Genomic DNA, 17,942 nt, shown 5'->3' on the forward strand with positions numbered 1-17,942 from the left:
TTTACTTAAATAAAAGGTTGATAAAATTTAATTTTAAAAAAATTCAAAAGTTTTAATAATTTTTGATTTTCAATTTTTATTACTGTTCATACCGTTTCTTTATATGGCTTTTTTTCAACGCAAAGGTACGCAGCGAAAAGCTTGAGCGCTGGCTTCTGGCGCTCAAAGCTTTTCAAGACAGAGATTTTCTGAGGATAATTTGGCATGTTCCAAAATAATTAAGCGCATTTTTATAAACAATTGGGATTAGTTAGAACTAAATAATCGCAGACGAGCAAAGTTAAAGGGAGCAGTGAAATTGTTGTAGCGAATTCGCAAACGTTCTTCAAATTTACGGTCGAGTGCTTCAACGTGTTTGCTAAATTGTGATTCTGCTTCCCAAGGAATTAGGTAGGCTGCATTGTAAATCATTGTGTCCATTTGGGGAGTATTTTCCACCACATCGATCGCAATCAAGTTGAGCGTGCCTTGAAATATATCTATGATGTCTTGCTTGCGATCGTTCATTCCCTGTTCGATGGCTTGCCCTATTTGGATTGCTTGTTCCATACTCAAGGGTTGACCTATTAGCTTATCCCTTTCGGTTTTGATGTCTGGGTGTTGTGCCAACAGTCCCTGAATTTCAACATCAGTATCCCAAAAAACTTTGACACTCACTTCTCGGCGACCCGATAACTTCGCCAGCAATTGCGTCAATTCTTCTTGATGGGGACGAATTAATTGCTGTGAAACCGTTTCCCAGTTGGAAACCAAAAGTCCAAATTGCACAGGGAGTAAATTGCGATCGCCTGCTTGCATGATTTCCTCAAGGACTTTCTCATGACTTAGCAGGTTACGACGGCTGGCTAAATAACGCTCTTGCTGTGCTTCAGAGTAAATCACTGCAAAACCATCCAAAATTTTAATTTGTACGGGTTGCCCATCTAAACCCTGTAAACTAAAGTTTTCTGGAGCAGGCAAGGTCAAAATTCCATAAATGTAAAAACTCATATAAATGTCTTACCAAGAAGAATGTAGATAAAAAAGTTACAGGGGTTTAGAGGTGAGTACTAATCTTAACTTGGCATGAACTAAGCTTAACTGAGCCAGTCCTAAGTCCAAGTCACCTTCAACCACAACACCTGTATTTAATAGGCGATCGAGGAGTTCTAGAATAGAGGGTTGACTAGAGGTTTCGCCAGGGTAGTATCCCCCAGATTCAGGAAGTAAAGTTCCCATTTCACCCAAGTTAATATTTAGATCGGCTGGGTCAATATCAAATATCTCGCAAAGCTTAACAACCTGTTGTTCAAGCTGTTGCAAGCTTTCGGCAGCCCGATCTAGCTCATTGTCGTTGAGGGTCCCAGCATCCATTCGCCGAATCACCTGAGCTTCCATGAGTTGGCGTATCAGTTCAACAACCGTCAATAACAACGGCGCTAAACCGGAATCCGAACCTTTTGATTTGCTAATCGCCTGCATTCTCTTGATTAATAAGATTGGGTGCTTTGAGCGATCGCAGTTCTGTTTCTAAACTGGCAACACGCTCTTGAAGTTGTTGATTAGTTGTTAATAAAGTGCGAGTTTGACTATTAAGATAGGGGTCGCTCTCCCACCAGTTAATTCCAATCTCTTTGGCTTTATCAACAGAAGAAATCAACAAACGAATTCGGATGTTGAGTAGTTCTGTGGAGCCGACGGAAATAGAAATATCTCCTGCTATAACAATGCCTTTATCTAGAACCCGTTCGAGAATATCTGCCAAGCTAGAACCCTGAGTTGTTGTGATAACTCCCCGGTTAGTATGAGTACTCATTTGTTTATTAAATGCCCAGAATCAAAAGCTACTGTCTGTGATACGTTCGGCAGTCCGGCATTGCCTTGCATTTGTACTAATACTCCCTGCTCTCTAAGAGACTTGAGTGCAGCCACAATTTGACCGCGATCAATTCCTAATTCTGCTGCCAAATCAGAGAAAGGTCTTCCTGGAGACTTGCACAGGTAATTGTAAACTTCATGCTCGTAAGGTACTCGTTGTTCCAATACAATCTGATTTTGACTGTTTGGTATGATCTCTACTGGCTGAGATTGAGTATTGATACCGTGATGCAATTCGCTCAAAACCTCTTCCAGTAGTCGAGTTGCTTCCATGCGAGGTTGATTCGTGCGAGAAAGCAGGATATCGGCACAAATATCTTGAAAGTTAGGATCTCTAGGGTTTACAGAAATTTCGTGTTCGTGGCAGATTCTGGCAATCATTAGACAAGAACGCAATCCACCACTTTGTTCAGAGCCAGACCGACTCCAAAACTTCCGTACTAAGCGCACAATTACTTCGGCTTTCTCGGAATCTATGGCTGTTTTATGAACTACAATTTCTTGCTGAGTCAGTTCATCAGGTGTAGGTATATCGATGGTAATAACACGATCCATCAAAGCATCCTGAGTTGCATGAACTCCACAATACTCTTGAGGATTTGATGTTAAGATTGCCCGAAACTGAGGATGAACCCGGATATACTCGGCTCGATGTTGGTTCATTGGTAATACTAACAACCTCTCCTCAAGTACGGAGAGTAAAACGTTATTTACCTCCGGGTGCGATCGATTGAATTCGTCGTAAACCAGCGTAAATCCTTCTTTACAAGCTAGGGTTAATCGTGCATCAACCCAGTGTTGTCGAAGTTCATCCTCAACTTTAACAACGCTGTGAATGAAGTTATCAACAACCTTTTTGCGGGTGTAACCTAATTGATTACCAATCAAGTCTGAGGTTTTAAACTCATCATCTCCAAATAAGAGAACGATAGGCCGATTGAGCAGATCAGCTAGATGCATTGCCAGAGTAGTTTTTCCAACTCCGGCTGCACCACGTAAATGTACTGAATAACCTGACTGTAAATAGCGCAAAGCACGTTGAGCGATGCGTTGAACAGCAGGGGTATTGACAAAACGCTGCAAAGATGCATTTAATACAGTTGTCAAACTCTAAGTTCCTCCTAAATAGTAATCTCATGCAAAAGTGATTTTTTTTACATCAAAAATCTCAAATACAGATGTCAAAAAGCCTTAACTGGACTCAAATCCAACGCATTTTGGCATTCAACACAAGATAAGTAATGTTTCATATTTACGTCATCAGCAAGATTACGGTCTTGTGAGGACAGGTTTAATAAATCCACACAACTGTAAAATAATATGGTTCTGCGCTTCTTACTATTACCGATTACTGGCCCATTAATGGGGGTAACGTGGCTTGGAGAAAAAATTTTAGAACAAGCCAATACTGAAATTGATGATAAAGAAAATCTCAGCAAGCAGCTTCTTGCACTCCAACTTGCTTTTGATATGGGAGAAATTCCGGAAGAAGAGTTTGAAATTCAGGAAGAAGCTCTTTTATTAGCAATTCTGGAAGCAGAAGAGCAAGAACGCAATCAGACACAAGAGTAATACCAATTCTCTAAAAGTTGGCTACGGATAAAGCATTTATCAACCGTACAGTAAGGTATGCTCAATACTGAAGGCTACACCACATCATATGGTAGCAATTAGACTAAATAGGTAGACATAAATAATTATCGTCGGGATAAGGCAGGGGGCAGGGAGCAGTGGGGGGAAAGAGTTTGAGCCTTATTTACTTTTCTTTACACAGTTTGATTTTTTTATGCTCACCTACTTAAGCAAGCACTTAATAAAAGGCTGGCAGCGTAAAATTAAATACAAATAAATCAAAATGAGAGGATATCACCTCTGTTTTTAATCGGTTATTAAATTTTGTAAGTTACTTATACATGAGTTATAAACACAACTTGATTTATTTTTTGCTATAACCTAAATTTGTTAGCGCAGAATTTTATCATCTCGAAACCTTGACCTCATCTTAGATTTTGGGCAAGGTTTCCGCTTTTGACTAATGCCTCATCCAACCTAGAAGCTAGTTTGGGGAAAATAGCTCGACTTTCTTCAATTAATTTATTTAAATCTGCCCTAATCTCGTCCGGGTCTCTTTGCACACTGAGTTGATTTTTCTATTTTTAAAACAACGAATGATCGTAACACGAGGGTGTGTTTATATGATGGTCTTTTACTAAATGCTTAACGTAGTTTTTAGTTCATCAAAGCATTCTGATTAATCAAGATAAAATCGTTGTAGGCTAAGGATTACAGTGTCTAAGTCTACAGTCCAACAATGAAAATCAATCGGCATGGACGCGCTAAGGTTCTCAGTTAACAAGAAATTAGGAGGAAAGAGATTTTATTGTGAAGGATTACTTAGTATTCCAATGTTATGGTGTTGAATTTTGGTCTATTGTCCTCCAAGCCAGTATTTGCTTGCTGATGGGTGATGTTCTCTTCAGCAATTGTTTGACTATTTAAAATAGCAAGACGCTGCTGAATCTGATGTCGGCGTGCTTCGAGTTTCTCTAGTTCCTCCTCTAAACGCTCTTTCTCTAACATCATTTTGTAAGCATTTAAGTAAACTCTTGCTTGAGAACGTTGAGGAGGCATTGAGCTAAGTTTGGCTGGAATTTGTCTACGGTTTGGAGTGCGATGCATAATAAATTTCTCTTTGGATATGAAAGTATTAAGTTTAATTACCACTTAAAATAAACAGGCGGCGGCTGCTTGGATGCGTTCTAAAGGCTGAACTGAGCGAGGAAGCATCGGTAAGCGAACCATTGTCAAACCTGGAAAACTTGTCTGGTGGTCATTCTGGCTCGCACGATCGCAATTAATGGTAGCTGTAGAAGTAAAGCGGTTGAGAACAAAATAATTCTGGCTTACACCCATTTCTTGCAGAGATTTGAACAAGCGTTGTTGTTCGGCAAGTACGCTAGCCTGGTTAAGTGTAACCCCAATGAACTCTGCTTGTTGTGGGTCTTTTAGCACTTTTTGGGCTTTGACGACGCGCTGTCGCAAAATTCGTAAACGCCCCATGAACTCTGTACGACCAAGGACATTTTGATACTTAATCCAGAGTTTGAAAATCCAAGCTAGCCAGTCTGCTAGTGCAGTTGGCATTTCTAGAAAACGTAGAAGATGACCTGTAGGAGCAGTGTCTAAAATAATCAAGTCTTCTTCTTGTTGCTCTAGCAATTCCATTACTGTTAATAGAGAAAGCATTTCATCAATCCCTGGTAAAGCTTGCTCGACAATTTTGCGCCAAGCGACAGGAGCATAGGCCATTTCAATAGCTTCGCTTGTTTGGGTTTCGCCACTCATCATTTCGGCCAGTTCCCACAGGTAATCAGCTCTGAATTGCTCGAGAATGCGATCGCTATCTACTTCCTGACCTCGAAGATTGGCAGTTATTTGATATGGTTTGTGTCCTAAACTCAAACCAAAGGCATCACCTAAAGAGTGGGCTGGATCGATAGAAACCATGCGAATTTTACGCTCAGGATGTTGTTGAGCCATAGCCCAACCAATCGCAGCTGCTACTGTGGTCTTGCCTACTCCACCTTTACCGCCAATTAGTAACAGGCGACGACCTTTGCTCAGAAAATCTCCAAAGCTAGGAGGAATTGTTTCAGGCCATTGAACTGGGAGTAGATCAATAGGAGATAGTGGTTCAAGCTGAGGAACATCGATTTGGTTAATGAGATGCTTAAGGGCTAGAATCCCTAAAGGTTCCTTATCTTGCTGTGGCACAATAAACATCGGCTTTCCGTTAGCAAGAGCCGTATACTGGCTGATCAACGGTTGTTGTTCTTGGTAACGATCTGGGTCAGTCGCACTGGTAAGGACTTGGTTGACAAACAACCCTCCGCAAGGAACCTGCATGGTTTGTAAGGCTTGTAGGAATCGTTTTGACTCCAACCAACTCATTGGTTCAGCGATCGCAACTAACAAGCAAGCTGTATGTGTAGGATCTTGAAGCAGACGACGACCTTGCGATAGTTCAGCTTTCAGGGTTTGCAAAAATTCGTCAGCGCGATCGGGTGTGTAACTTCCAGCAAAGGTCTTGCTAATATACCGATGCTTTTCTTGAAACAGTTCCAAAGAGTGGAGGAAAGTATCTAAAAAATCCATCAAGCCAAACAAGTTGAGAGTATGACCGCTAGGAGCCATATCTACTACTACTCGATCTACCTGCTGCTCGTTGAAAAGGCGTTGGATTTCTAACAAACCCATTAACTCGTCCAGTCCAGGCCAATCTAAATCCCAAACTGGAAGCAAGTCTTCTCCTTCAACAAAACTACCCCGCTCCACTAACAATTCTAAAACCTGACCGTAACGTTCTTTAAATTTTTGTAAGAGACGCTTTGCATCCAATGCCCTTACTTGTAGATTGGGTAGTTCCGCTATGGGACGAGGAATGTCATCAACGCTAATTTGTAAGACATCTCCAAGAGAGTGAGCTGGATCGGTTGAGATTAAAAGAATTTGCTCATTGACAAATTTCTGCGCCCAACGACATGCAAAGGTGCAGGAGGTTGTTGTTTTTCCGACTCCACCTTTGCCGCTAAACATAGCAAGGTGTAGGTTATCAAAAAGTTCCATCCCGTTTGCCATTTACGGCGTTTAAGGATAAAGTTACTACAGATTTTTTAAAGTTGCTTAAGTAATTTTGCTGAATAAAAAAATTTAATTTTTTAATCTTTCGCCGATGGGATTTACAAAACTTCTATATACGGTGGCAGAAAAGCTTCACAAGAGAATGTGTAATTAATTTTGTTGAGGTACTTACAAATATTAGCCAAGGAATTATAACTAAGGTAAAGATTTATCCAGAGGTGTCCAAAGGTAAGGAAATAAGATGGTTAACAGTTCTGAAGGCGATATAAATATTGGGTGTAATGTCCAAGGTATTTCTGAATACAACTTTTTTTCTGACAGTAAGTCTGAAGATGTTTATTGTCATCCACTCAAAACAGACTCTCCCTATTTAGGATTAAAAACTTTTGAAATTAAAGATAAAAACAAATTTTTTGGACGGGAGGAGTGGATTGCTAATCTGGGCGATCGCTTGAAAAAAGATAATGTCCTTTTGCTTTTAGGAGCATTAGCCAGTGGCAAATCATCATTGATTCGGGCAGGTTTAATTCCTTATTTGGGAAATAATAAAAATTCATTAATTAATTTAACTTTTCATCCAGATGAAAGTCCTTTTAAATCTCTTTATAAGTGTCTTGCTTTTACTTATGGTAAACAATCAAAAATAGCAGATATTGCTCGAAAAATCCAAGAAGATACTCTAATTAAAATTGTCACATTTCTTAAACAAGATTATCAGTGTGTTCTGATTTTTATTGACCAATTTGAAGAACTGTTTACGAAAACTCCAAAGCCAGAACGTGACAAGTTTGTTACTAGTCTATTTCAACTATTGCAGCAGCAGGATAGCTCTGTCAAAATTGTTTTAGCAATGCGCTCTGATTTTTTGGATAGATTTAGTGAGTATCCCAAACTCGCGAAGATCCACGATCGCTATAGTCGTATACTCACTAGAATGAGCGATGGCGAATTAAAGTTAGCGATCGCTGAACCTGCTGCTAGAAATGGCGTAACCTTTGAACAAGGGCTAGTTGAGCAAATTATTGATGATTTTCACCAACAAGATGATTCTTTACCGCTTCTGGCATACACCTTGAATGTATTGTGGGAAAAGGAAGATATTGCAAACCGGGTTCTGAAGACAAAGACTTATCAAGAAGTAAAAGAGCAAACATTTGGTTATTTAAGCGAACAAGCTAATCAATATATTAATGCTAATGTTGGATGCCAGGATTGCGATTTGAGAGAAAAGGAACAAGAAATTCAAAAGTTAAACCTTGCACTGACTGAATTAAAATTACGCGAGCAATCTGCCAGGGTTTTGAATTTACTTCCTGTCAAACCGCTAGAGGGTTTGGTGCTGGCAATTCAAACAATGGGTGAAAATCTAGAGAAATACCCAAATCAGCTTCTAGCTTCTGTTTTGGGAAGTTTAAAAGAAGCAATGAACACACCCACAGAGGCAAATAGCTTGTGCGGACACGAGCAAGAGGTTAATTGTGTAGCCTTTAGTCCCGATGGCAAGTTTATTGCCAGTGGCAGTAGTGATTCTACGGTGTGCTTGTGGGATATCATTGGCAATCCGATTGCTCAACTTTTGGGGGGACACGAGCAAGAGATTAATTGCATAGCTTTTAACCCTGATGGCAAATTTATTGTTAGTGGCAGTGTTGACGGAATTCTGTGTTTATGGGATTTACAAGGTAATCTCATTACTCAACCGTGGCAGGGACATCAGGAAGGAATTATTTCCGTCACCTTTAGCTCAAATGGTAATTGCATTGTCAGTGTTGGTTTTGATGGAACGGTTTGTTTGTGGGATCTAGAAGGTAACGCCATTACTCAACCTTGGCGCGGACACAAAGAAGGAGTTATTTCCGTCACCTTTAGCCCAAATGGCGATTGCATTATCAGTGTTGGTTTTGATGGAACGGTTTGTTTGTGGGATTTAGAAGGTAATCTAATTACTCAACCCTGGCACAAACATGAGGCAAAAATTATTTGCGTCGCCTTTAGTCCTGATGGCAAGTTTATTGTCAGTGGCAGTAGTGATTCTACAGTGCGGTTGTGGGATATCCAAGGTAATCCCATCACTCAACCTTGGCGCGGGCATGAAGGACATGTAAATTCTGTAGCATTTAGTCCTGATGGCAAGTTGATTGTTAGTGGTAGCTGCGATCGCACAATACGCTTGTGGGACATCCAAGGCAACCCGATCACTCAACCTTGGCGCGGACATGAAGGACAAGTTAATTCTCTAGCCTTTAGCCCTGATGGCAAGCTGATTGTCAGTGGTGGGGATAAAACTGTGCGTTTGTGGGAGCTAGATCAAATACTACAAGATCGGGTGATCGGGCGATCGCAGCGCAAATATGAGAATTGGGTTAATTGTGTCGCCTTTAGCCCTGATGGCAAGTGGATTGTCAGTGCCAGCAATGATTCGACAATCCGCTTGTGGGATATTGACGGCAACCTCATCACTCAACCTTGGCGCGGACATGAAAAAGAAGTGAATTCTGTCGCCTTTAGTCCTGATGGTAAATGGGTTGTCAGTGCTAGCAATGATTCGACAATCCGCTTGTGGGACATCCAAGGCAACCCGATCACTCAACCTTGGCGCAGGCATGAAAAAGAAGTGAATTCTGTCGCCTTTAGTCCTGATGGCAAATTTATTGTTAGTGCTAGCAATGATTCGACAGTACGCTTGTGGGACATCCAAGGCAACCCGATCACTCAACCTTGGTGCGGACATGAAAAAGAAGTTAATTGTGTCGCCTTTAGTCCTGATGGTAAATGGATTGTCAGTGCTAGCAATGATTCGACAATCCGCTTATGGGACATCCAAGGCAACCCGATCACTCAACCTTGGCGTGGACATGAAAAAGAAGTTAATTGTGTCGCCTTTAGCCCTGATGGTAAGTTGATTGTCAGTGCTAGCAATGATTCGACAGTGCGCTTGTGGGATATTGACGGCAACCCCATCGGCCAACCTTGGCGCGGACATGAAAAAGAAGTGAATTGTGTCGTCTTTAGTCCTGATGGTAAATGGATTGTCAGTGCTAGCAATGATTCGACAGTGCGCTTATGGGACATCCAAGGCAACCCAATCGGCCAACCTTGGCGCGGGCATGAATATTGGGTAAATTCCGCAGCTTTTAGCCCTGATGGTACACTGATTGCCAGTGGTAGCAATGATTCGACAGTGCGCTTATGGCGCTGTGGGTGGCAAGCGTGGTTGCAAGTTTGTTGCAATAGGTTACATTATCATCCCGTCTTGCAAAATCCTGAAAATAGCAGTGATGTAGAAATTGCCTACCAAACTTGTGAAAAATATGTATGGAATCCACAATGCCCCAAACAGTTCAACAACCAAGGTACAGCAAAGCTAAAAGAGAAAGCTTATTCAGCAGCTTTGGATGACTTTAACCAAGCAGTTCAACTTAATTTCACATCGCATTGGAAACATCGCCTTGCTTGGCAATCAGTACCCACAGAGAACCCAGGGTAAACGCATCCGTGACAGGTTAGAATAAAACGCTTTATGTGAGTTGGGGTAGTAAAAAACAAAGGGAAATCGCAAGCAGTACCTTAGCCAAATTAAGAGGGTTCAACGCCTGTAGAAACGGGATGAATACGTCCGTGCATAAGTAAGCTTGGCAAAAATCTGGGTTAATAAAATAGGTTCAGGGATTTTGGGAAGCATTTTTAACATTTCATGAACATATTGAAAGCCACGATAATATGCTTTAAGCTCAATGTGAGAAACAATAACTCTACTACGTCAGCCCTACCTCTTCACACTCTTATTTTGGCTAAGGTATTGTATCCAATGGCAGCACTAAATAATCAAAAAACCAATTCTCAAAACAGATTATCACTGGTTTCTTCAGTTCACAAAAAAAGCCAAGTTACTCAGATTCGTCTGCGGATACATATTCCCAAATGCTATCTGCAAGCGCCCGTGATTTCGCAGTTAATTTCTATTTATGGCTTGGTAGTTAATATTACCAAAGCTATGCTACAACCAAATGCAGATGCAGAAGGATGCTTTGACATTGAACTGCGGGGAACAGTGCCACAAATTTCTAGCGGTTTAGCTTACCTAGAATCCTTGAATATTAGAATTGTGGGCAAGCCGAATGCTGACGGCGATAGTTGGTTTTACTGAAATAATTTAAATTTCATAGTACCAAATTTCTTCTTCTCGCAACACAATTCGATGTAGAGAAAGACGATCAATTAAGCCCTCTTGCTCAAACTGCCCAAGAATACGAGTGATAGTCACACGAGTTGAACCGAGCATTTCCGCTAGGTCTTCATGAGTCAGACGCATATCTATTAAACGTCCCTTCTCAACTTCCGAACCAAATTTTTTGGATAACCATGCCAATAGCTTGATGAGCATAGTATCGACTTTTTTATGGCTACGAATGATCGTCAATTCTTGAGCCTGTTGGATATGGGCAAGTAGAGTTTCTGTTAGTTCAGTCCACTCCTCTATAGGTAAAACTGTTGCCTCTACTTTAGTTAAGCATTCCATTTGATAAGGTTCTAATTTTGACAAACTCTTACCAACGACATCTCCAGGCCCCCATAATCCTAGAGCAACAGTTGTACCATCTTCCAGATAGCTAAAAGTTCTCACAAAACCCGTATCAATCTTCCAAAGGTCGTTATGATGCTCTGGTAGAAATGACCTACGGGTAAAAAGCTGCTTAGTATTATTACTGGTTGAACTAGCTAAACTTGTGTACAAAGACACCATGTTATATAAAACTATTCTCCGATAAATGAACCGTAGTATTATATTTATATCAGTTTATAAGAACCTATGGGTATTTTAAAGAGGGGAGGAGGGGAGACAAGGGGGACAAGGTGACTAAATGTTAGAATTTGCAACAAGTCTTTCCCTTCCCCTTGTCCCCAATTCTCTTCCCTGTTTGGCCAATGCCTCATTCCCTAAATTAAATTCCCGCACCATCAAGAAAATCTTCAATCATCCCATCAGAATTTTTGCTTTTGGGGTTATCGGTAAGTTCGCCGCCAAGCTCAGTTGGGGACAAACTTGATTGTTCTAACTGCTCAAACTGTTTCTCTAGAGACTTGACACGTTCAAATAAAGCGCGAATTACTTCAGCTTCTACGTCGCGTACTTTATCATGATCTAGAACATTGGTAGTCAAGTTGTTCTGACGAGTCACACGCCCTGGAATCCCAACTACTGTAGTATTACTGGGAACATCTCGTAGCACCACAGAACCGGCTCCAATACGGACGCGATCGCCAATTTGAATATTTCCCAAAACCTTCGCACCCGTTCCCACAACTACATGAGAGCCTAAAGTTGGATGGCGTTTACCGCTTTCTTTTCCAGTTCCGCCAAGGGTGACACCTTGATAAATCAGAGCATAGTCCCCCACGATCGCTGTCTCACCAATCACTACTCCCATGCCGTGATCGATAAACACCCCCTGGCCAATTAATGCTCCAGGATGGATTTCAATTCCGGTTAAAAACCTACTAAGATGAGAGATGAATCTTGGTATGAAAGGAATTCCAATTTTATACAGCCAGTGTGCCAATCGATGAAACACTAAGGCATGGAATCCAGGGTAACAAAGCAATACTTCTAGCCAGTTACGGGCTGCTGGGTCACGCTCAAAAATGGTTTGCAAATCAGTTAGTAGCATACTCTGTTGAGATTTTTGTTGGTAGGTGAGGCTCTGAAAACAGAAACTCAGGATAATTCCCACAAAAAAATCGAGTTATTTATGGGAATTGTATTAGATAGCAATCTACGGTAAGTCGATAGATTATAGTGTTTTGGTGGGGAATAAGTGGGATGCTATCACATTCCACAGTTGAAAAAAATTAATTTCGCATTAAACTGCGATAAGTCCCTCAATTCACCGTAGTATATTGAGTACAGTCTTGAATAGCCAAAACTACACTCTCTTGGATCTGTCTTCCAAAGTGGAATACGCGCTGCTGGCACTCTTAGAACTGGCAAGCCACCACGGAAAAAAACTTCCTCTAACCATGAGTGAGATCGTTGCCAAGCAACCCATACCTGAACGCTATCTGGAACAAATTTTGACCAACCTCCGGCGTGCTGGTGTGGTGCAGAGTCAACGCGGCTCTAAAGGAGGTTTCGTTTTAGTTCGTGAACCTTGGCAGATCACAATACTTGAAATTGTCACTCTGGTAGAAGGTGAACGGAAAGAGAAAGATACCTCTGACTCTTGCACTCTAGAAAAGACTCTGGTACATGAAGTTTGGCAGCAAGCCAATGCTGCCTCAATTGAAGTTTTGGGTCGCTATACACTCCAAGACTTGTGTGAGGAAAGAGAAACTCGCGCCCAGCAGAGTCCGATGTATTATATTTAGACACGACGGAGTACACACATGCGGATAGCAAAAGATATCACAGAGTTAATCGGCCGAACTCCTTTAGTTCAATTAAACAAGATTCCCCAAGCTTCAGGAGCGGTTGCTCGGATTGTGGTGAAGCTAGAAAGCATGAATCCAGCATCTTCTGTGAAAGACCGGATTGGTGCGAGTATGGTGGAAGCGGCAGAAGAAGCAGGCTTAATTCACCCCGGAAAAACTGTTTTAGTAGAGCCAACTTCTGGAAACACAGGAATTGCGTTAGCGATGGTGGCGGCCGCTAAGGGTTACCATCTCATTCTAACGATGCCTGACACAATGAGCCACGAAAGACGATCTATGCTCAAAGCTTATGGCGCTCAACTAGAGTTAACACCAGGGGTAGAAGGGATGCGAGGAGCGATCGCTCATGCAGAAAAGCTTGTAGATCAAACGCCCAATGCTTATATGTTACAGCAGTTTCGCAATCCTGCTAATACGAAAGTTCACGCCGAAACCACAGCCGAAGAAATTTGGAATGATACTGATGGAGAGGTAGATATTCTCGTGGCGGGAGTGGGTACTGGTGGAACAATTACCGGAGTTGCAGAAGTTATTAAAAAACGGAAGCCGAGTTTTCAAACAATCGCAGTTGAACCAAGCAGTAGCCCAGTATTAGCAGGTGGGAAATCAGGGCCTCACAAAATCCAGGGTATCGGTGCAGGATTTATCCCAGCAATTTACCGTTCAGAGATGGTAGATGAAGTGATTCAGGTAGCGGATGAACAAGCGATCGCTTATAGCCGTCGCCTTGCAAAAGAAGAAGGATTGCTATCGGGGATTTCTACTGGCGCTGCTTTATACGCGGCTATTCAAGTGGCACAACGACCAGAAAATGCAGGTCGCCTGATCGTCATGATTCAGCCTAGCTTCGGCGAACGCTACCTCAGTACTTCACTATTTAAAGACCCAGAGGAGAATGAGTGGTTGAGTAAAGTTTAATATTTGATTTTGGATAGTTGATTAGTCGCAATATATAGCGGTTCTCATTCAGATGCAGTACAACATTATATTGCCACGTATAGGGACACGGCACTGAGCATTCGTGTCAACTTAAGAAGATAAAGCCCAAAGAAAGTTGGGTGTAAGCGTCAATCTCAAGGGTGGCGCTTACGTCTAGTTTTGACTAGCCTAAACAGTTGACACAGCTTGTTCTATAGCAACGCACCATTAAAATATAGTTTATGCGGTCGTTTGTATGCCTCTTAAATTGCCAATTTATTGTCACTACCCATTCGCTTCAAGTAATTAGCCAAGTCAAGCCGGAAGGAGAGATTTTGAAGCGGTGAAATATATCAAAAAAGGTGCAGAGCCAAAAAGTTTTACCGTTTGGAAAAATCTAGCAAATGAGGATTAGCAACCAAGTTAGGAAAATTTTAGTAAACCACAAAAAACTGATGTACATAATTCACTGCAAAACTTTATGATTCTTGAGGCTGTGATGCTTCTTGTTAAACCTGGTCTAGAATCAGATTTTGAAGCTGCTTTCAAAAAAGCTTCTAATTTTATTTATTCAATGGACGGATATTTATCCCATGAATTGCATAAATGTATAGAAGTCCAAGGTAAATACTTATTACTTGTTAGATGGAAAACTTTAGAATCTCATACTGTAGGATTTAGAAGTTCTGCTGAGTATCAAGAGTGGAAAAAACTTCTGCATCATTTTTATGAGCCATTTCCCACTGTTGAACACTTTGAAGAAATTGAAATATGAAAAACAATAAGTTACAAAAACTCATCCTTTGATAAGTTCAGAAGAAGCTAGAGTTAATACAACCTAAGCTCAACTTATAAATGTTGGTGTTTTAGTTACAAATAACTCATTTTTAGATAAGTAAAACTAAAGTTTGACTAAAAAAATTTAATAATTAACTATAAAAAGTCCAAAAATGATAAGTAAAATAGAAACTTTAGTTAATAAAACTTCTTCCTAACTTACAAATGAACAAGTTTTAGTTAGTCCGGCACGTTCTGGAGTTACAAATGAACAAGTTTTAGTTAGTTTAGCACGTTCTGGAGTTACAAATGAACAAGTTTTAGTTAGTCCAACATGTTCTGGAGTTATAAATGCTTCTTCTGTAGTTGACACAGCTTGTTTTGTAGTAACGCACCATCAAAATATAGTCTATGTGGTCGTTTATATATCTCTTACTCCACTCGTTGCAACTGCGCTACTCTGGGGTCAATAATTTTTTGTCCTAAGCTAGCAAATTTAATAGCTACAGATATCTTACTACCCGTTCCGAAAACATGAGTGATTTCACCAATACCAAAAGTTTTATGTAATACTTGGTCGCCTACTTGCCAATTCTGGGTTGCATCTTGTTTCCCACTAGGAGTAGAGGCACTTCTAGTATAAGTTTGACGACTTAAGTGTTTGGCAGATAATAATTCTTCTGGTAATTCATCGAGAAATTGCGATCGCATCGCAGGTTCACGAGAACCATACAAACGACGTTCCCGCGCGTGTGATAAAAATAACCGCTCTTGAGCGCGAGTAATCCCCACATAACACAGGCGGCGTTCTTCTTCCAAAGATGCGGGATCACTTAGCGATCGGTGTCCAGGAAATAGCCCTTGTTCTAATCCCACCAAAAATACTACGGGAAATTCCAAACCTTTAGAAGCGTGCAAAGTCATCAAAGAAACAGCTGTCTGTCCTTCTTTTAAATTATCCAAATCGGAACTGAGGGCGGCACTACTCAGAAAATCTTGGAGAGAAACCTCTTCGTTTTCTTCTTGAAATTGCAGTGCGGCGTTGTAAAGTTCCTGGACATTTTGTACTCGATCTGTGGCTTCATCTGTGCCTTGATTCATCAAGTCTTGAACGTAACCAGAGTCTTCTAGTATTCCTTGCAAAACCTCAGTCACCGGAAGCGTGGCGATTTGCCCTTGCCAACGGCTAATCATTGCGGCAAAGCTATTTACAGCTTTCGTCGCCCGTCCAGCTAATGTATTAACTGATGTTTCGTCGCTGAGTATTTCCCACAAAGTTGTCCCTAGTTGCTGGGAGGCGTTCACCAAAGCATCAATAGTGGTTTTGCCAACTCCCCGGCGGGGAGTATTGATAACTCTTAATAAACTGACTGTATCAGATGGGTTAGCGATCGCTCTTAAATAAGCGATGACATCTTTTATTTCTTTGCGATCGTAAAACTTCATTCCTCCCACAACTGTGTAAGGAATTCGATATTTCACCAACAATTCTTCAAAGGGACGAGATTGGGCGTTTGTCCGATAAAGTATGGCAAAACTACCCCAGTTCAATTCGGGATTTTGCTGTTCTAAAGTGCGAATTTGATGAATTACAAAGTCGGCTTCTTCTAGTTCATTATCCGCTTTGTGAGAAGAAATCTGCTCACCTGGCCCCCGTGTTGGTTTAAGGATTTTATCAATCCGTTGGGTGTTATTTTCAATCAGTTCATTCGCCGCTTGCAGAATGTTTTCACAAGAACGATAGTTTTCTTCTAGCTTAACCATTGTCCGGGTGTCATCATCTAGCAAACCATCACCAAAGTCTTCCTGAAATCCCAGCAAGATAGTAAAATCTGCCATCCGAAAACTGTAAATGGATTGATCTGCATCGCCAACAACAAAAACTGAGCGATTTTCCCATTTCCATTCACTTTTTCTAGTCTCGCCATTAGTAACCAATAAGTGGATAAGTTGATACTGAGTACGGTTAGTATCTTGATATTCATCTACAAGGATATGGCGAAACTTGCGATGCCAGTAACCCAAGACTTGCTCGTTTTGTTGAAATAATCTAGTTGGTACAAGAATTAGATCGTCAAAGTCGAGAGCGTTATTTTCTACTAACTTATCTTGATATAAATTGTAAACTTGGGCAATTACCCGTCCGCGATAATTAGGTTGTTCTTGCTCAAATTCTTGGGGTGATAAACCTTGGTTTTTAGCGTTACTAATAGCGTAGCGGACAGAGCGGGCGTCAAACTTCTTATCGTCTAAATTTAACTGTTTATTGACAATTTCTTTGATTAGACTGATGACATCTGATTCATCAAAGATAGAGAAATTGCGATTCCAACGCCGTCCTTTTTCGTCTACATATTTTTCAATATCAAAGCGGAGAATACGAGAAAATAGACTGTGAAAAGTGCCACACCATAAGTCTTTAATCGTATCTTTGTAAACTTGCGATCGCAATTGCGTTTGTTGGTATTCTGTCAACAAATCAAAACGCTTACCGTGTTGTTTCATCGCCAGTTGTTCCGCAAACAGCCGTTGAATCCGTTCTTTCATCTCCCGCGCGGCTTTGTTGGTAAAAGTAACCGCCAGGATATTTTCTGGATCGACACGGTGTTTGAGAATCAGATTGGCAATCCGATAAGTCAGCGCTCGTGTTTTACCGGAACCTGCGCCAGCAACAACTAGCAATGGCCCGCAGTAATGTTCGACAGCTTGACGTTGGCTGGGGTTAAGGTGAGTGAGAAAGTCGATGGTTGTTGTCATGGATGTGAAAAAGCGATGTCTACTACGGGCTACGCCTACGCCTGGGGTCACATCAATAGAGAGTCGCTATTGCCCAGGTTACAATATCCTAACGAAACTTGGTCAACAAAAGATTGCGTAACTCCTAGTACTTTACTTCCCTGTCAGTAATACTCTTGATTAGAGGTTCTCTCTATACCCTTTCGCCCACAAGATTGTACAGGTTTTCCATCATTTTTCACTATTACGTTAACTTTTCTACGTAGATAGGTTAGCCATCAGTTATTCCTGCGCGTTGTGTCGTAAAATCAGCAACGAGGAATCAAACATCATAAAAATACTGGACAAGCTCTCAGTTATTCTGTTTTCAACAGAGCTTACAACTATTTTCAGTTAATTTAACTACGGATTTTCTTAGGAACATGGCAATGTTCCCTATGCCGTAGTCTGTTAGCTTGAAAAACGCTGTAATACCTAACCGAGAGTATTGTCACTAATAGAACTATTCACTCCTTGAGTACCCAATTGACATTGGGTAGCAATACACGATACATCATGATTCAACCGTTAAATTTTTAAAGATG

General features: G+C 41.0%; 15 protein-coding genes and 1 pseudogene. 6 read left to right on the forward strand and 10 right to left on the reverse strand.

What is annotated here, in order from left to right:
* Positions 1-246 precede the first annotated feature (246 nt).
* Genes V7K79_RS17930 through gvpN form a run of 4 tightly spaced genes read right to left on the reverse strand, consistent with a single transcriptional unit; the run spans position 247 to position 2,964 of the window.
* On the reverse strand, positions 247-990 hold the full coding sequence (locus V7K79_RS17930) for a GvpL/GvpF family gas vesicle protein (protein ID WP_335049352.1): 744 nt from the start codon (positions 988-990) through the stop codon (positions 247-249).
* Positions 991-1,026: 36 nt separating this feature from the next.
* Positions 1,027-1,461, reverse strand: coding sequence for a gas vesicle protein K (locus V7K79_RS17935; RefSeq protein WP_335049353.1), 435 nt, complete (start codon positions 1,459-1,461; stop codon positions 1,027-1,029).
* Positions 1,448-1,795, reverse strand: coding sequence for a gas vesicle protein (locus tag V7K79_RS17940; protein ID WP_335049354.1), 348 nt, complete (start codon positions 1,793-1,795; stop codon positions 1,448-1,450). Before V7K79_RS17940 ends, V7K79_RS17935 begins: the two co-directional genes overlap by 14 nt.
* Positions 1,792-2,964 carry a gas vesicle protein GvpN gene (gvpN, locus tag V7K79_RS17945; RefSeq protein ID WP_335049355.1) on the reverse strand — a complete coding sequence of 391 codons (1,173 nt, stop codon included), beginning with the start codon at positions 2,962-2,964 and terminating at the stop codon, positions 1,792-1,794. Before gvpN ends, V7K79_RS17940 begins: the two co-directional genes overlap by 4 nt.
* 213 nt (positions 2,965-3,177) lie before the next feature.
* On the opposite strand from gvpN, the gene V7K79_RS17950 reads away from it, so the two are divergent.
* Entirely contained in the window at positions 3,178-3,429 is a 252-nt protein-coding gene (locus V7K79_RS17950; RefSeq protein WP_335049356.1) for a gas vesicle protein GvpG, read from the forward strand.
* A gap of 822 nt (positions 3,430-4,251) precedes the next feature.
* On the opposite strand, the gene V7K79_RS17955 is transcribed toward V7K79_RS17950, so the two are convergent.
* Positions 4,252-4,536: a hypothetical protein gene (locus V7K79_RS17955; protein ID WP_335049357.1), complete on the reverse strand. Its 285-nt coding sequence runs from the start codon at positions 4,534-4,536 to the stop codon at positions 4,252-4,254.
* 45 nt (positions 4,537-4,581) lie between these two features.
* On the reverse strand, positions 4,582-6,495 hold the full coding sequence (locus V7K79_RS17960; RefSeq protein WP_335049358.1) for an ArsA family ATPase: 1,914 nt from the start codon (positions 6,493-6,495) through the stop codon (positions 4,582-4,584).
* Between the two features lie 244 nt (positions 6,496-6,739).
* On the opposite strand from V7K79_RS17960, the gene V7K79_RS17965 reads away from it, so the two are divergent.
* A complete protein-coding gene (locus V7K79_RS17965; RefSeq protein ID WP_335049359.1) occupies positions 6,740-9,985 on the forward strand; it encodes a WD40 repeat domain-containing protein in 3,246 nt (1,081 codons plus the stop codon).
* Between the two features lie 89 nt (positions 9,986-10,074).
* On the opposite strand, the pseudogene V7K79_RS17970 reads toward V7K79_RS17965, so the two are convergent.
* Positions 10,075-10,234, reverse strand: a pseudogene (locus V7K79_RS17970) (IS4 family transposase); the annotation flags it as partial.
* Between the two features lie 72 nt (positions 10,235-10,306).
* On the opposite strand from V7K79_RS17970, the gene V7K79_RS17975 reads away from it, so the two are divergent.
* Complete coding sequence (locus tag V7K79_RS17975) at positions 10,307-10,645, forward strand: NIL domain-containing protein (protein WP_335049360.1); 339 nt, start codon at positions 10,307-10,309, stop codon at positions 10,643-10,645.
* 6 nt (positions 10,646-10,651) lie between these two features.
* Here the strand turns inward: V7K79_RS17975 and V7K79_RS17980 are convergent, their stop codons facing one another.
* Positions 10,652-11,242, reverse strand: a complete 591-nt coding sequence (locus tag V7K79_RS17980; RefSeq protein WP_335049361.1) for a Crp/Fnr family transcriptional regulator — start codon at positions 11,240-11,242, stop codon at positions 10,652-10,654.
* Between the two features lie 199 nt (positions 11,243-11,441).
* Positions 11,442-12,167, reverse strand: coding sequence for a serine O-acetyltransferase (cysE, locus tag V7K79_RS17985; protein ID WP_442938953.1), 726 nt, complete (start codon positions 12,165-12,167; stop codon positions 11,442-11,444).
* 214 nt (positions 12,168-12,381) lie between these two features.
* Here cysE and V7K79_RS17990 point away from each other — a divergent pair, with 214 nt between their 5' ends.
* From V7K79_RS17990 to V7K79_RS18000, 3 genes are all read left to right on the forward strand, one after another.
* Positions 12,382-12,864 (forward strand): RrF2 family transcriptional regulator, encoded by a 483-nt coding sequence (locus tag V7K79_RS17990; protein WP_335049492.1) that lies wholly within the window; start codon positions 12,382-12,384, stop codon positions 12,862-12,864.
* Positions 12,865-12,882: 18 nt separating this feature from the next.
* On the forward strand, positions 12,883-13,845 hold the full coding sequence (gene cysK / locus V7K79_RS17995) for a cysteine synthase A (protein ID WP_335049362.1): 963 nt from the start codon (positions 12,883-12,885) through the stop codon (positions 13,843-13,845).
* Positions 13,846-14,326: 481 nt separating this feature from the next.
* Positions 14,327-14,620, forward strand: coding sequence for an antibiotic biosynthesis monooxygenase family protein (locus V7K79_RS18000; RefSeq protein ID WP_335049363.1), 294 nt, complete (start codon positions 14,327-14,329; stop codon positions 14,618-14,620).
* 434 nt (positions 14,621-15,054) lie between these two features.
* Here V7K79_RS18000 and pcrA read toward each other — a convergent pair whose 3' ends face one another.
* Positions 15,055-17,379 carry a DNA helicase PcrA gene (gene pcrA / locus V7K79_RS18005; RefSeq protein ID WP_335049364.1) on the reverse strand — a complete coding sequence of 775 codons (2,325 nt, stop codon included), beginning with the start codon at positions 17,377-17,379 and terminating at the stop codon, positions 15,055-15,057.
* Positions 17,380-17,942: the final 563 nt, after the last annotated feature.

It is taken from the genome of Nostoc sp., assembly GCF_036917575.1.
Classification (GTDB): Bacteria; Cyanobacteriota; Cyanobacteriia; order Cyanobacteriales; family Nostocaceae; genus Nostoc.